The following is a 14,676-nucleotide window of genomic DNA, read 5'->3' as shown; positions in this document are numbered from 1 at the left end:
GCGAGGCATACGAGGCATGTTTGCCGCCCGGCGACCAAGGCCGGTATTTTGCGCTAGCGTATTCGGTCCGGCGGGTCAGTCAAGCGGGAAAGTACGTGGTCATGGGATCGGCCTTGTCCGGCTGCTTCTAGTTCCGCAGCGTGAACATCAAAGGCGCCACGACAGCCGTACCGGCCTTCTCAGGCGGTGGCGCGGGCACCGTCGCACCCTGCAGAATGCCGAGCGCGGCGCGATCGAGATCGGCGTCCCCCGAAGATCGTGTCAGCCGGACGGAGGTCACCTTGCCCGAAGCGCTGACGACGAAGGTCACATTTGCGGTACCCACGGCGCGCCGCGACCTTGCCGCGCTCGGGTAGCGCTTGTGCCGATTGATCCATCCGATCAGCTGGGAGTTCCATTTGCTTGCACTGACTGATGATCCTCTCGATTGCGAAGCCTTCGGCGCCGACGCCTTCGCCGCTGCCTTTTGATCGACACTGGCGGTCACGACCGCTTTCGCCGGCGCGGCCTTTTCCTTCTTCTCTTTCGGTTTCGGCTTGGGTTTTTCGGCAGCCTTCTTCGCCTTCTCGATCGGCTTGGCCTCCACCGGCTTGGTCTCCGCCGGCTTGGTCTGGGGCAGCGGAATGACCACATCCGGCGCTATGGTCGGGACGATGTCGGGCACCACCTCATCCAGCGGCGGCGATTGATCGGGCTGCTCGGCCGCTGCCGTCTCGATCGGAGCGGTCTTATCGAGTTGAGCCGCTTCCCTCTTCTCGGTGACCAGCTCCGGCTTACCGGGCTCGGGCTCCACGACGGGCTTCAGTTCGGCAACCGCCTCCTCGATCTGGTTCGGCGGCTCGGGCGTCACCACGTCGGCCGCTGAGTCCACCCGCACCGCCGGCGCCACCATCATCGGCGACAGCTCGATAGCCACAGCCGGCGGCGGGCCGCCATCGGCCATGTTGGCCAGGCTGAAGCTCTGGACGGCATAGACGATCGCGACATGCGCGCCGACAATGACAATGGCCGCAGCCGCCCACAAGCCAATTTCGCGCACGCCGGCGCGCGGCGGGTCGGCCGCGGGGGCGGCGGCGGCCAGTTGCGTCACGGGGCGGCGCCCGGGTGCGCCGCGGATGCGTCCGCCGGCACCGTCTCCAGCCCCACCAGCGCGATCTTCAGATAACCGGCGCCGCGCAGCAGGTTCATCACCTCCATCAACTCGCCATAGCCGACCGCCTTGTCGGCACGCAGGAAGATGCGGGTCTGCTTATCGCCCTTGGTTCTGCCGTCGAGCACGGAGGCAAAAGCCTGGCGCGGCACGCTGTCATTGCCGATCGCGAGCGTCAGATCGTCCTTCAGCGTCAGGAACAGCGGCGTTTCCGGCCGCGGCGCCGGTGTCGCGGTCGAACCCGGCAGATCGACATTGACGTCGACTGTCGCCAACGGGGCAGCGACCATGAAGATGATCAGCAGCACCAGGATGACGTCGATGAACGGCGTCACGTTGATCTCGTGGCTTTCCTCGAGATCGCCATCGATAGCCTCGCGAATTCTAGCCGCCATGGCCCATCACTCCGCCGCCAGCGCGGGCGCCTGCGGCACCGTGCGGAAATCGAGATCGCGGCTGACCAGCCGTTCGACCCCGGCCGAGGCATCGGCAAGGAGCTGCCGGTAGCCGGCTATCGACCGCGCAAAGACGTTGTAGATGACCACCGCGGGAATGGCCGCGACCAGGCCCATCGCCGTGGCGAGCAGCGCTTCGGCGATGCCGGGCGCGACGACCGCGAGGTTGGTGGTCTGCGCCTGCGAGATGCCGATGAAGGCGTTCATGATGCCCCAGACGGTGCCGAACAAGCCCACGAAGGGCGCCGTCGAGCCGATCGTCGCCAGCACGCCGGTGCCGCGCGACATGCGCCGCGCCGCCGCCGCTTCGATGCGCGACAGGCGCGACGTCACGCGTTCCTTCAGCCCGTCGCCGGTGACATGGCCGAGCGCACCGGCCGAAAGGGCAGTCTCTTCCTCGGCCGCCCGCACCAAAAGCGCACCGGGGCCGCCACTGTTGCCAAGCGCGCGCCCGGCCTGGCGCAGCGTGGCGGCATTGCCGATGGCGCGCGCAGCGCGACGGGCGCCGAGCTTGCCGAAGAGAATCTCCAGCGATTTGGCCAGCCACACCGTCCAGGTGACCAGCGAGGCGAAGGCCAACCCGATCATCACCGCCTTGACGATGATGTCGGCGGCCATGAACATGCCCCAGGGCGACAGATCGTGCGGCAGCGTCAGCGATATTGCCGAAGGCTCGGCCTGCGCGGATGCACCGGGCTGGGTTGCCGGCTGTGGCGCGGTCGGCGCCGCCTGCCCGGCAGTTGGCGAAGCCGGCGCGACAGGCGCAGCCGGTGCGGGCCGTTCGACTGCGACCGGGGAAGGCTGGGCCGCCGACCGGGCAGCTGCAGCGGGTTCCGTCGTCACCCTGGGCTGCGTGTTTGGCTGCTCTTGCGCAGCAGCGCTGCCGGCCGACAGCATGACCGCGGCCAGCGCCGCCAACAAACCATTTCTGGACACGCTTCTTCCTCGCTTCGTCATTGCACGTACCGATCGGCTGGTCGGTGACGGAATGTCGACCCCGAAAATCCAGCCACTGGTTCTGGCTTCTCTCAAACGCGGCACAGCCGCTGGAAACAATTCAGGCGGCCGAGTGCCCTGCTTGACTATAAAACATGAGTTTACTAGTCAACAAACAAGATGGCTTTTTTGGCCAACGATTATCGGCGCGATGTCTCAGCGGCACATCGTCCTGGCGTCGGTCTACCTGGTGTCGTCGCACTGAGGGATGGACGGCCGCAGGGTTGCTGGGCCACGATACCGGGCAGCAATTGAGGCAGGCTGCGATGATCAAGGCGATACCGTTCGATTTCCCCTATGACGGCCGGCTGGTGCCGGCAAACACCGCGCTGCTGGTCATCGACCTGCAGGAGGATTTCCTCTCGCCGACCGGCTATTTCGCCAGGAAGGGTTATGACCCCGCGCCGCTGCGCGCCATCCTGCCGACAGTCAACCGACTGATATCAGCGGCACGCGCGGCCGGCCTCACCATCATTCACACCAGGCAGGGATATCGCGGCGACATGGCCGACATGACGCCGTACGAGAGATGGCGCCGCAAGCGGGCGGGTCTCGAAGGCACCGACGTGCTGCTGCGCTCCGGCCCCGGCTTTCAGATCGTCGCCGACATCGACGTCGCGCCGCACGACATCATCGTCAACAAGACCTGCAACAGCGCCTTCACCTACACCGACCTGGAACTTGTGCTTCGCGCACGCGGCATCAGCCATCTGATCTTTTCCGGCTGCACGACCGATGTCTGCGTGCACACGACGCTGCGCGAGGCCTGCGACCGCAATTTCCAGTGCCTGACCATCGCCGATGCCTGCGCCAGCGGCGACCAATACGCGCATGACGCGGCGCTGCATATGGTGACGGTGGAGGACGGGGTATTTGGTACGCTGACGGAATCTGACGCGGTGTTGGAGGCGCTGGCAGTGCTGAGTGGTGATTAGACGCTGGCGGGACAGCACCCCTCTGCCCTGCCGGGCATCCCCCGCAAGGAGGGCGATCAGACATCACGTCGGCTTTCGCCAATTACCAACGTTGAGAGCCGGCGCTCAAGCTGCCAATCTCCCCCTTTGAGGGGGAGATGTCCGGCAGGACAGAGGGGGGTGCTGTCCCGCCGGCGTTCCCGATCGCGATCTCGCTACCCAGCTGCGTGAATATCCGACCCGCCCCGCGAGGCAAACGCGCCGGGCTGCGGCACCTCCGCCTCACGGCGTGCCAGCGAATTACGCAAGAGCGCGATCGTCTCGCGGCCGACGCCGGCGATCTCGCGCGGCCTGTCGACGCCAACGATCATGAACTCACTGATGCCCAGCACCGCATAGGACAGCAGCGACAGGGCGATCTGCGCCGGTGGTCCGGAAAGTTCGACCGCCTTGTGTCCGACGGTAGAGGCGCCACCCTCCGAGCGGACCCGGACCGGAAGCGCAAAACGCAGCTTGCCGGCGCGGCCATGCTCGGCGGCGGCGCTGCGCGCCCGTTCCATCAGCTGGCGGATCTCGTCGGGCGAACCAGGCGCCAGCTCGAAGACGTCGGCATGGCGGCCGGCGACCTTCAGCGCCGTGCCGGACTGGCCACCCATGCGGATGGTGATATCGGCACCGTGCGGTCCTTTACGCGGTACGTAGCCGCCCTTGATGCTGTAGAACGCACCTTCATGGTCGAACGGCCGGTCGTTCGACCACAGCCGCTTCAGCAGCACCAGATATTCGTCGATGCGCTGCCAGACCACGGTGTGGCCGACCGGACGCGTCTCGGCATCGTCGTCATCCAGCGGCTCGCTCAGGATCCTCAGCGCCAGCCGGCCGCCGCTCCTGGCGTCGAGCGCCGCCAGTTGCCGCGCCGCAACCGCAGGCGCGATCACGCCGGCCCAGTGCGTCAGCACCACTTCCAGCGACGAGGTGCGGTCCAGCGCCTGGGCGGCGATGTCCATATTGGTCAACAGCCCGGCCGGGTCGTCGACGACGATGTTCTGGAAGCCGGAATCCTCGATCAGCGACAGCTTTGTCGCCGTCTCGACGAAATCATAGAAGAACGGAACGGCCGAACCGGCGTCGGCGGCATGCGTTTTACCGGGAACATGCGTGAACTCGATCGGCATTGCCATCTCCTCCATCACGTTGGATGTATGTCGCCCAAAAGTGGCCCCGGTTTTTGAGACGACGACATGCGTAAAAACAAGCATCAGCGCCAAAGCGCGTCCGCGTTCGGGTCATCAACTCCGGTCACTCACTGAAAGCGCTAGGTCGCCACCCTTTCGGCCTGATCGGTCAGGGAATCAAGCCGAGCACGACTGCCCCGGTGAACACGAACGCAAGGGCAAAAACGAGATAGGCGAAAGCGCCGGCATAGGCCGGGCGGAAAGCCTGGCTATTGGCCAGCCTCTGGCTGGTGCGGTCCGTCTCGGCGTTCTGGATATAGGACATATCGACCTCCGTCTTGCGGATTAATCTATAAAATCAGTAGACTTTGTCGAGTGCTATTTTTTGAGGGTATGTAGAATGATTTTCTCAGTATTCCTTGTTATTTGGTTTGGCATTGCTGGGAGACCCCTGTTGGAGACAAGCGAGCGACAAGCTTGGCCGACGTCTGCATAGGCGATAGCATCGCCATTCCGGCGTAAATGCGGATCATTTCGATCGGGAACGGGGAACAGAACATGGGTACAAGACTAGCCGGCAAGATTGCAATCATCTCGGGCGGCGCGACCGGAATGGGCGGAGCGGCCTCGGAATTGTTCGCCGCCGAAGGCGCCAAGGTGGCGATTATTGACCGCAATGGCGAGGCGGCGGCAGCCACTGCGGCGGCGATACGCGCGCGGGGACATATCGCCGAACACTGGGTGGCCGACGTCTCGGACGAGGCGCAGGTCGAGGCCGCAGTGAAGGCGGCGACTGCCAGGCTCGGCCCGGCCACGGTGTTGTTCAACCATGCCGGCACCATCGTGATAAAGCCGTTCCTGGAGACGACAGTGCAGGAATGGGACTGGCTGCATGCGGTCAATGTCCGCTCGATGTTCCTGATGACGCGCGCCGTGTTGCCGGGCATGATCGCTGCCGGTGGCGGTTCGATCGTCTGCACCTCGTCGATCTCGGCTGTGGCGGCCACACCCATGGAGGTGCTCTACGACACCACCAAGGGCGCCTGCCACATGTTCGCGCGCGCCATCGCAGTCGAATTCCGCGACCGCAACATACGCTGCAACGCCGTCTGTCCCGGCTTCATCCGCACGCCGCACGGCCTGCGCGAGGTCGCCGATCTCGGCAAGCTCGGCGTCGACGTGTCGGACGCCGCATTGGCCGCACAGCAGGGCCGCATCGGTGAGCCGGAGGAAGTGGCCAAGGCAGCGCTGTACCTCGCCAGCGATGAGTCCAGCTTCGTCAATGGCACGCATCTGTTTGTCGATAATGGTTTTACGGCGATGTGAGTATCCCAGGCTTGGCGCCCTTCCTCTCCCCCGTCGATCGGGGGAGAGGAAGGGCGCCAAGTCCTACTCGCTTACCGCTCTTCTCGTCGAAACGGCTTCAGCAGCGCCGACGGCGCAACCGCGTTGCGTGACATCACGGCCATCGCGACGATGGTGAAAATGAACGGCAGCATCAAGAACGTCTCATAGGGAATATGCCCGAGGCCGCTCGCCTGCATGCGCAATTGTAGCGCATCGACGAAGGCGAACAGCAGCGCCGCGCCCGCAGAGCGCCACGGGTCCCAGCGGCCGAACACGACCAGCGCGATCGCCACCCAGCCACGGCCCGACACGACACCAAAGGTGAAGGCGTTGAACTGTGCCATGGTGAGGAAGGCGCCCGCAAGCCCCATCAGCGCACCGCCGAGGATGACCGCCTGGAAGCGCGTGGCGATGACGCTGACCCCAGCGGAATCAGCGGCGCGCGGGTTCTCGCCGACCATCCGCACCGACAGCCCCCAAGGCGTGCGGTAGAGCACGAAAGCAGCGAGCGGGATGGCAATGATTGCCAAGTAGACCAGCGCAAACTGGTTGAAAACCGCTGACCCCAGAACCGGAATATCCGACAGCAGCGGGATCGGCACCGTCTGAAAACCCTTGATGCTGGGCGGCACCGATTGCTGGCCGAAGGTCAGACGGTAGAGGAAATAGGCAAGGCCGGACGAGAACAAAGTAACGCCGATGCCGCAGACATGCTGGCTGAGGCCGAGCGCCACGGTGAACAGCGCATGCAGCGCGCTCATCGCCATGCCGGTCAACACCGCGGCCAGCACGCCGAGCCACAGGCTGCCGCTGAGGCTGGCGGCGGTGAAGCCGGTCATCGCGCAGAGCAGCATGATGCCTTCGATACCGAGATTGAGCACGCCGGCCCGCTCGGAGAACATCTCGCCCAGCGTGGCAAATGCCAGCGGCGTGGCGATGCGGATAATGGCGGCGAGGAAGCCGACCTGAAAGATCTGTTCGAACACCGCGCTCATAAGGCGGCACCGACGCGGCGGATGCGATAGGCCGTGAACAGCAGCGCCACCAGCATGGCGAGCAGCGCCGTGCCCTGGATGACATCGCTGAGGAACGCCGGCACGCCGGTGGCGCGCGACATCGCTTCGGCGCCGGTCATCACGGCGGCCAGGAAGATCGCCGCCGGTACGACGCCGAGCGGATTGAGCCTGGCCAGCATGGCAACGACGATGCCGGAATAGCCATAGCCCGGCGAAATGTCGCTCATCACCTGGAAATGCACGCCGCCGACCTCGCCTACGCCGGCAAGCCCGGCCAGCGCGCCCGACAGCAGCGCCGTCGAAATCAGCACCCGCTCGACGTGGATGCCGCCATAGCGGGCGGCTTCCGGGCTTTCGCCGGTGACCCTGATCCGGAAGCCGAGCGTGGTGCGCACGATCAGGAACCAGATCAACGGTGCCGCGATCAACGCGGCGATGACACCCAGATGCAGCCTTGTGCCTTCGAGCAGCACCGGGAAATTCGCCGAATCCTCGATCGGCGGCGAGATCGGATAGCCGCTGAACGAGTCCTTCCACGGCCCCTCGATCAGCGCCATTAGCGCATAGTAGATGACCGAATTGAGCAGCAGCGAACTGACGACGTCATCGACTTTGAATTTCACTCGCAGGGTCGCCGGCACAAGCGCGACAGCGGCACCGGCAGCAGCGCCGGCCAGCGCCATCGACAGGATCGCCAGCGCGCCCGGCATTGGGATGGCGCCGACGAAGCAGCTGGCCACGGCGCCGGCCAGCAATTGGCCCTCGGCGCCGATGTTCCAGAATTTGGCCCGGAAGGCGACGGCCACAGCCAGCCCGGTGAAGATCATCGGGGCGGCGCGCACCAGCGTTTCGGTGATGGCATAGCTGTCGCCGAACGAGGCCGACAGCATCACGCCATAGGCCTCAAGCACGCCGGCGCCGGCCAGCGCGATGAGGCCGCTGCACAGGACCAGCGCTGCGCCGATGGCCAGCAGCGGCAAAGCGAGATTGAACCAGGCGGGGGTGGAACTGCGGGCTTCGAGGCGGAACATCAGCTATGCCCCTCCGCCGCCCAGACGGTCGCGCCGCCCTTCATCCGCCTGCCGGCACCTTCTCCCCGTATAGACACGGGGAGAAGGGATCCGGGCCCTATGCAACTCCCCTCTTGCAGCTGTGGTGATTGGCGAAACCATGGGTGAGAGCCCCTCTCCCCGTCTCTATACGGGGAGAGGATGCCGGCAGGCAGGTGAGGGGCAGCGCTGACGCTTAAAGTCAGCCAAAAGCGGGCAGTATTATTTGAGGTTTCTGCGAGGAACCGAGTGAGAAAGTCCATCTAGGCTCTGCCCTCCGCCCCGGTCATCAGCAGCCCAAGCCGCGCGATGGTCGCATCGGCGCTGTCCAGCGTGCCGGCGATGCGGCCCTCATACATCACCGCGATGCGGTCGCAGAGCACCAGCAGCTCTTCGAGATCCTCGCCGATGACGATGATCCCGCAGCCCTTGGCACGCATGTCGAGGAATTTTTCGTGGATGAAGCGGGCGGCACCGATGTCGAGGCCGCGCGTCGGCTGCGAGACGATCAGCACCTTCGGGTCGAAAGCCAGTTCGCGCGCCAGCAGCGCCTTCTGCAGATTGCCGCCCGACAGCGCGCCGGCGCGGGTCATCGGCCCGGGGCACCTGATGTCATAGGCCTTGATCTGTTCTTCGGCGAAGGCGCGGATCGCATCTGGCTTGAGCAGGCCCCGGCTGCTGAAAGCCGCAGTACCAATGCGCGGCAACACCATGGAATCGGCGAGCGGCAGATTGGTGACCAGCCCGGTCGTCATACGGTCTTCCGGGATGCGGCCAAGGCCGAGCGCCTGCACCTCGCGCGGCGAGAACCGCGTAACAGGTTTGCCGGCTATCGTCATCGCGCCGGCGTCGGGCGCGCGCGTGCCGGAAATCACCTCGGCCAGCGCCCGCTGGCCATTGCCGGAGACCCCGGCAATGCCGAGGATTTCGCCCGCGCGAACGGCAAGCGATACATCGCGCAGCGGCGTCCCCGAATGCCGTGAGGTGGAAATACCGTCGAGCGTCAGCACCGCCGCGCCTGGGGTCGAAGGTCCTCTTGCCGGCGGCACGATCTCATGGCCGCACATCAGCTGCGCCATTTCTGCCGATGTCGTGTTCGCCGGATCGTCGACACGGCCGGCGACGCGGCCGTGCCGCAATACGGTGCAGCGATGGGTGAGCGCCCGCACCTCGTTCAATTTATGCGAGATGAAGATGATTCCGAGCCCCTGCGCCGCCATCGAGCGCAGCGCCGAAAACAGCCCGTCGACCTCGCCCGGCGCCAACACCGCCGTCGGCTCGTCGAGGATTAACAGGCTGGCGCCGCGAAACAGCGCCTTGACGATTTCGAGCCGCTGCTGCTCGCCGACCGACAGCGCGGAGACAGGCAGGTTGGGGTCCAGCGTCAGCCCATGCCGACGGCTGATGTCGGACAACCGGGCAAGTCCGCCGGCGCGGTCGATGCGGCCGGATTTGGCGGGAAAGCCAATCAGAAGGTTTTCCAGGACCGTCAGCCTTGGCGCCAAATGAAAATGCTGGTGCACCATGCCGATGCCGGCGGCCAGCGCATCGGCCGAACTGGTGATCCGCACGGTCTTGCCCTGGATAAGAATTTCGCCGGCATCCGGCGCATAGGCGCCGAACAGCACATTCATCAGCGTCGTCTTGCCGGCGCCGTTTTCGCCCAGCAGGCCGAGGATCTCACCTGGGGCGACGCTTAGATCGACAGCCTCATTCGCCTTGACGGCGCCGAAGCTCTTGGTGATGCCGCGCATTTCGATGAGAGGGGCGGACAAGGATGCTCCTGCGGAGATACCCCTCCCCCTCGAGGGGAGGGTGCCGAGCGAAGCGAGGCGGGTGGGGTCACCTCAACTGCCTCAACCCATGACTTAGCAGGATGGAGCACTTCGCGGAGGACCCCACCCGGCCCTGCGGGCCACCCTCCCCTCAAGGGGAGGGGGTGCGCCGAGCTAATCCGAAACCGGCGTGTTCTCATCCACATCCACCCGGAAATTGCCTTCCAGGATCTCGACCTTCTTCTTCTCGACCAGATCCTTCACATCCGCCGGCAGCGTCTTGTCGAATTTATGGTAGGGCGCCAGGAACGACCCGCCCTTGGCCATGCGCGAGAAATCGCCATAATCCTGCGCGGTGAAGACACCGGCCTTGACCAGCTTGATCGCCTGCTCGACCGTCGGATACATGTCCCAGACCGGCCCGGTTATGACCGTGTCGGGGCCGAGGCTCGACTGGTCGGACATGTTGGAGATGGCGAGGATCTTCTTGTCCACCGCCGCCTCGATGACGCCGAAGCGCTCGGCATAGATGACATCGACGCCGGCATCGATCTGGGCGACCGCCGCTTCCTTGGCCTTGGGCGGATCGAAGAACGAGCCAATGAAGGCGACCTTCTTCTTGATGTTGGGATTGACCTCCTTGGCGCCGGCAAAGAAGGCGTTGACCAGCCGGTTCACTTCCGGAATGCCCATGGCCGCCACCGCGCCGATCGTGCCCGACTTCGACATCTTGCCGGCGATCATGCCGGACAGATAGGCCGGCTCGTGGATCCAGTTGTCGAAGACGCCGAAATTGGGCTCGGCCGGGCCGGCGCCCGAGCCGAACAGCCATGCCGTCTTCGGGAACTGCTTTGCCGTGCGGCGCGATTCACGCTCGGCGGCGAAGGCGTCGCCCAGCACCAGCTGGTACCCGCCTTGCGCATATTCGCGCATGACGCGGCTGAAATCGGCGGTCTGCACCTTTTCCGACCATTTGTATTCGATGCCGAGTTCCTTCTCGGCCTTCTGCAGGGCGACGTGGATCTGGTTGTCCCACGGCTCCTCGATCGGCGTGGCGAAGATCGCCGCCACCTTCAGCTTCTTGTCCTTGGCGAAGGCTGCACCCGGCAGCATGGCTGCGGCCAGGCCAAGTGCGCCGAGTTCCAGCACGTCGCGCCGCGACAGGCCGGTCGATTGCGATTTGTTTTTCCGGTTTTCCATCTAGTGCCCCTCTGTTTGACAGCCGTGTCGAGCCGGCTGTTCCGAAATCAGACGCGGAACTATGGAACGGGTGCGGACTTTTGTCCACATGGTCAAATTTAGCGGGACTGCTGCCGGGCTCACGCCTTTTAGCGCAGCGCCTTCTCGCCGCCGGCTACGGTGATGACGCCGACGATGATCAGCCCGGTCAGCAACAGCCGAACGCCGGCGCTGACGCCGAACGTGTTGAGCATGGTCAGAAGCAGTACCAGGAACAGCGCCGCGCCCCAGACACCGGGAACATTGGCCTTGCCACCGGCGACCGAGGTGCCGCCGATGACGACGACGGCGATCGAGGCCAGCAGGTACTCGTTGCCGATATCGACATTGGCGCCGCGGAAATAGCCGGCGAGCAGCGCCCCATCCATGCCGCCGAGCGCGCCCGACAGCGTGTAAGTCAGGAAGCGGGTGCGGCCGACATTGACGCCGGCAAGCCACGCGGCGCGGATGTTCTGGCCGATCGCCAGCACCGAGCGGCCATAGATCATGCGCTGCAAGGCGATGGCCGCACCGATGCTGAACAACACGGTAAGGATCGCCAGCACTGGAATGCCCAGGATTTGCCAGTTCGCAAAATCGGCAAAGCCGGGCGGCGGCTTGATCTGCAGGCCACGCCCATAGCTGATGTCGATCGACTGGATGATGAAGCTGGCCGACAGAGTGGCGATGATCGGCGGGATCCTCAGCGCCCAGATCAGGAGATAGTTGACGGCACCGATGGCGGCGCCGCAGGCGAGCGCGGCGAGCAGCCCGACCACGATCATGGAATCGCTGCCGCCCATGACCTTCATGGCGACGGCACTGGCGAGCCCGATATTGGCCGGCAGCGACAGGTCGACATTGCCTGGCCCGAGCGTGATGACGAACATTTGGCCGACGCCGACGATCACGGTGAACACGGCAAGCGAAAGTGCCGCCGTGATCATGCCGCCGCCGCCATAGCCGCCGGTGAAAGCGATGGTCGCCAGCCAGACGAACATCGCGCCGATGAACGACCAGATCCAGGGTTTGGCGACAAGCGATTTAACCAGCGTCATCGCTACCTCTCCCTGCGGCTGATCAGGACGCGGGCTGCCAGCACGATGATCAGGATGGCGCCGTTGGCCGCGACCTGCCAGTCCGGCGGAATGTGCATGAAGGTGAGCAGAGGCGATGCCGCCAGCGCCAGTGTCAGCGCGCCGAGCACGGCGCCAATCGGCGATACCCGGCCGCCGACGAACTCGCCACCGCCGAGGATGACGCCGGCGATCGCCAGCAGCGTGTAGCCATTGCCGATATTAGCGTCGGCCGAGGTGGTGATACCGATCAGCGCCATGCCGGACAGAACGCCGAATAGGCCGGTCAGCGCAAACAGCACGATCTTGGTTCGAAGCAGCGACCAGCCAGCGCGCCTGAGCGCCGCCGGATTGCCGCCGGATCCCCGCAGGATGACGCCATAAGAGGTGCGCATCAGCCCAAAATGCACCACCGCTGCGATCGCCAGCGCGGCGATGATAGGGAACGGAATGAAGGGCGGCTTGAAGGCCATCAGCGACAAGAGCCAGTCCGGCGCCTTGCCACCGGGCTTGGGCAGCACCAGAATGGCAAGCCCCTGCCAGACGAAGCTCATGCCTAGCGTTACCACGATCGACGGCAGATTGCGCAGATGGATCAATGCGCCCAGCAGTGCATAGACCCCGATGGCGCCGAGCAGGATGACCACGCCGAGCAGCGGCGCGTCCTTCAGCCAGGTCGCGGTGACGCAGCCGACAAAGCCGACAAAAGTGCCGATCGACAGATCGAGCTCATTGCCGGCGATGACGAACATCTGGGCGATCGTCGCCAGCGCGATCGGGATAGCCAGGTTCAACATCAGGCTGAAGCCGAAATAGCTGATGGCGCGTGGGTTGAGCCAGGCGATGGCGATAACCACCAGCGCCAGCGACAGCGCCGGCAACAGGCTGCGCAACAGGCGCGCGCGGGCGGCATTGCTGCGCGGCGAGGTCGTCGGGCCGGGAGCGATTGCCGTCATCTCAGGCCGCGTCGCCGAATGAGGACTGGATGATCTTTTCCTCGGTCAGCTCGTCGCGCGTGAGATTGGCGACGATGCGGCCGTTCTTGAAGACATGGATGTGGTCGCAATTGTCGAGCTCTTCGGTCTCGGTGGTGTACCAGAGGAAGGTCCGGCCCTTGGCCGCCTCCTCGCGCACGAGATCGTAGACCTCGAGCTTGGTGCCGATGTCCACGCCGCGCATCGGATCGTCCATCAGCACGATCTGCGCATCGGAACCCAGTGCGCGGGCAAACAGCGCCTTCTGCTGGTTGCCGCCGGACAGCGAGAAGATGTTGTTGGTCATATCAGGCGTGCGGATGCCAATCTTCTGCTTCCAGAACTCGGCAAGCTCGGCCTCGCGCTGCGGCGAGATCAGCAGCCCTTTGCGCAGCTGCGCCAGCGAGCGGATGCCGATGTTTTCGGCAATAGACCATTGCGGGAAAATGCCGTCCGATTGGCGGTCTCCGGCCACCAGCGCCACCGGGGCGGTCACCTCGATATCAAGCCTTCTACGCGTCGCGGCGGCAAAGATCGCCAGCAACAGGTCGGTCTGGCCATGGCCGGCAAGCCCGGCAAGCCCGATGATCTCGCCGGCGCGGGCGACAAGCTCCTTGCCGTCCTGCTGCCGCTCGGGCCGCGCCCGCACCCTGAGCGGGCCCGCCGCCGGCCTGGCGGCGATCTCCGCCGCGATCTTCTCGCACGCTTCCGCGCCGCCCATCGTCGTCACCAGCCGGTCGCGGTCGAACGCTTTTGCCACGTCCGTGGCGACCACCTTGCCGTCGCGCATCACCACGATGCGGTCAGCATTCTGCAGCACCTCGCCCAGCACATGCGAGATCAGGATGCAGCTGCCCCCGGTGGCGACGAAACGGCGCACGAAGGCAAGCAGCTGGCCCGCAGTATGCGCGTCCAGCGAAGAGGTCGGCTCGTCGAGGATGACCAGGTCGAGCGGATCGCGCGTCACCGTGAAGGCGCGCGCCACCTCGACCATCTGCCGCCGGCCGATGGAGAGATCGCCGGCAATGTCGTCCGCCGAGATGCCGTGATCCGGAAAGATTTCGTCCAGCTTGGCGGCAATGAGAGCAGCCGCCTTGCGTCGCCAGCCGAAGCCGGTGAGCGCCGGATGGTTGATGCGCGTATTCTCCGCGATACTGAGGTTAGGGCAGAGCGACAGTTCCTGGAACACGCAGCGTATGCCGAGTTTCAGCGCGCGCGCCACCGAGTAGTCGGTTTCGGCATTGCCACGCACCGCGATCTCACCGCCATCGGGCTGCAGCGTACCGGCCACCATATGCATCAGCGTCGACTTGCCGGCGCCGTTGTGGCCGACCAGCCCGACGCATTCGCCTGATACAACATGGAAGTCGACGCCGTTAAGCGCCCGAACGGCGCCGAAATGTTTTTCGGCGCCGTTCAGCCTGATGATGTCCAAATGGGCGGCGCCGATTTGTTTTTCGGCGCCGCCCAGTCTGATGATGTCCGTATTGGCCTCAGGCATGCTCAACGATATCCGGTCGGTCATGCCGCT

At 65.0% G+C, this 14,676-nt stretch carries 14 protein-coding genes; 2 read left to right on the top strand and 12 right to left on the bottom strand.

Going from position 1 to position 14,676, the window contains the following annotated elements:
* Window positions 1-127 precede the first annotated feature (127 nt).
* Genes NLY33_RS06940 through exbB form a run of 3 tightly spaced genes read right to left on the bottom strand, consistent with a single transcriptional unit; the run spans window position 128 to window position 2,541 of the window.
* The gene (locus NLY33_RS06940) at window positions 128-1,090 is read right to left on the bottom strand and encodes an energy transducer TonB (RefSeq protein WP_023709694.1); all 963 of its coding nucleotides are present in this window, start codon (window positions 1,088-1,090) and stop codon (window positions 128-130) included.
* Complete coding sequence (gene exbD / locus NLY33_RS06935; RefSeq protein ID WP_023704990.1) at window positions 1,087-1,545, bottom strand: TonB system transport protein ExbD; 459 nt, start codon at window positions 1,543-1,545, stop codon at window positions 1,087-1,089. Before exbD ends, NLY33_RS06940 begins: the two co-directional genes overlap by 4 nt.
* Window positions 1,546-1,551: 6 nt before the next feature.
* On the bottom strand, window positions 1,552-2,541 hold the full coding sequence (gene exbB / locus NLY33_RS06930) for a tonB-system energizer ExbB (RefSeq protein WP_023687757.1): 990 nt from the start codon (window positions 2,539-2,541) through the stop codon (window positions 1,552-1,554).
* A 326-nt stretch (window positions 2,542-2,867) separates the two neighbouring features.
* Here exbB and NLY33_RS06925 point away from each other — a divergent pair, with 326 nt between their 5' ends.
* Complete coding sequence (locus NLY33_RS06925) at window positions 2,868-3,536, top strand: cysteine hydrolase family protein (protein ID WP_023704991.1); 669 nt, start codon at window positions 2,868-2,870, stop codon at window positions 3,534-3,536.
* A 194-nt stretch (window positions 3,537-3,730) separates the two neighbouring features.
* Here NLY33_RS06925 and NLY33_RS06920 read toward each other — a convergent pair whose 3' ends face one another.
* Complete coding sequence (locus NLY33_RS06920; protein ID WP_023704992.1) at window positions 3,731-4,690, bottom strand: LLM class flavin-dependent oxidoreductase; 960 nt, start codon at window positions 4,688-4,690, stop codon at window positions 3,731-3,733.
* Between the two features lie 169 nt (window positions 4,691-4,859).
* Window positions 4,860-5,015 carry a hypothetical protein gene (locus tag NLY33_RS06915; protein WP_023670454.1) on the bottom strand — a complete coding sequence of 52 codons (156 nt, stop codon included), beginning with the start codon at window positions 5,013-5,015 and terminating at the stop codon, window positions 4,860-4,862.
* A gap of 233 nt (window positions 5,016-5,248) precedes the next feature.
* Here NLY33_RS06915 and NLY33_RS06910 point away from each other — a divergent pair, with 233 nt between their 5' ends.
* Window positions 5,249-6,016, top strand: coding sequence for an SDR family NAD(P)-dependent oxidoreductase (locus NLY33_RS06910; RefSeq protein ID WP_023686096.1), 768 nt, complete (start codon window positions 5,249-5,251; stop codon window positions 6,014-6,016).
* Window positions 6,017-6,087: 71 nt separating this feature from the next.
* On the opposite strand, the gene NLY33_RS06905 is transcribed toward NLY33_RS06910, so the two are convergent.
* The 7 genes from NLY33_RS06905 to NLY33_RS06875 form a co-directional block, all read right to left on the bottom strand.
* Window positions 6,088-7,032, bottom strand: a complete 945-nt coding sequence (locus NLY33_RS06905; protein ID WP_023694455.1) for an ABC transporter permease — start codon at window positions 7,030-7,032, stop codon at window positions 6,088-6,090.
* On the bottom strand, window positions 7,029-8,084 hold the full coding sequence (locus tag NLY33_RS06900) for an ABC transporter permease (protein ID WP_023683937.1): 1,056 nt from the start codon (window positions 8,082-8,084) through the stop codon (window positions 7,029-7,031). Before NLY33_RS06900 ends, NLY33_RS06905 begins: the two co-directional genes overlap by 4 nt.
* Before the next feature lie 281 nt (window positions 8,085-8,365).
* The gene (locus NLY33_RS06895; RefSeq protein ID WP_023687752.1) at window positions 8,366-9,877 is read right to left on the bottom strand and encodes an ABC transporter ATP-binding protein; all 1,512 of its coding nucleotides are present in this window, start codon (window positions 9,875-9,877) and stop codon (window positions 8,366-8,368) included.
* A gap of 174 nt (window positions 9,878-10,051) precedes the next feature.
* A complete protein-coding gene (locus tag NLY33_RS06890; RefSeq protein WP_023687751.1) occupies window positions 10,052-11,077 on the bottom strand; it encodes a BMP family protein in 1,026 nt (341 codons plus the stop codon).
* Window positions 11,078-11,205: 128 nt separating this feature from the next.
* Entirely contained in the window at window positions 11,206-12,153 is a 948-nt protein-coding gene (locus NLY33_RS06885) for an ABC transporter permease (protein WP_023704993.1), read from the bottom strand.
* Between the two features lie 2 nt (window positions 12,154-12,155).
* Window positions 12,156-13,127: an ABC transporter permease gene (locus tag NLY33_RS06880; RefSeq protein WP_023687749.1), complete on the bottom strand. Its 972-nt coding sequence runs from the start codon at window positions 13,125-13,127 to the stop codon at window positions 12,156-12,158.
* A 1-nt stretch (window position 13,128) separates the two neighbouring features.
* Entirely contained in the window at window positions 13,129-14,646 is a 1,518-nt protein-coding gene (locus NLY33_RS06875; RefSeq protein WP_023709692.1) for a sugar ABC transporter ATP-binding protein, read from the bottom strand.
* Window positions 14,647-14,676 lie beyond the last annotated feature (30 nt).

It is taken from the genome of Mesorhizobium sp. C432A (assembly GCF_030323145.1).
Classification (GTDB): Bacteria; Pseudomonadota; Alphaproteobacteria; order Rhizobiales; family Rhizobiaceae; genus Mesorhizobium.
This window is presented reverse-complemented; position numbering and strand designations above follow the sequence as displayed.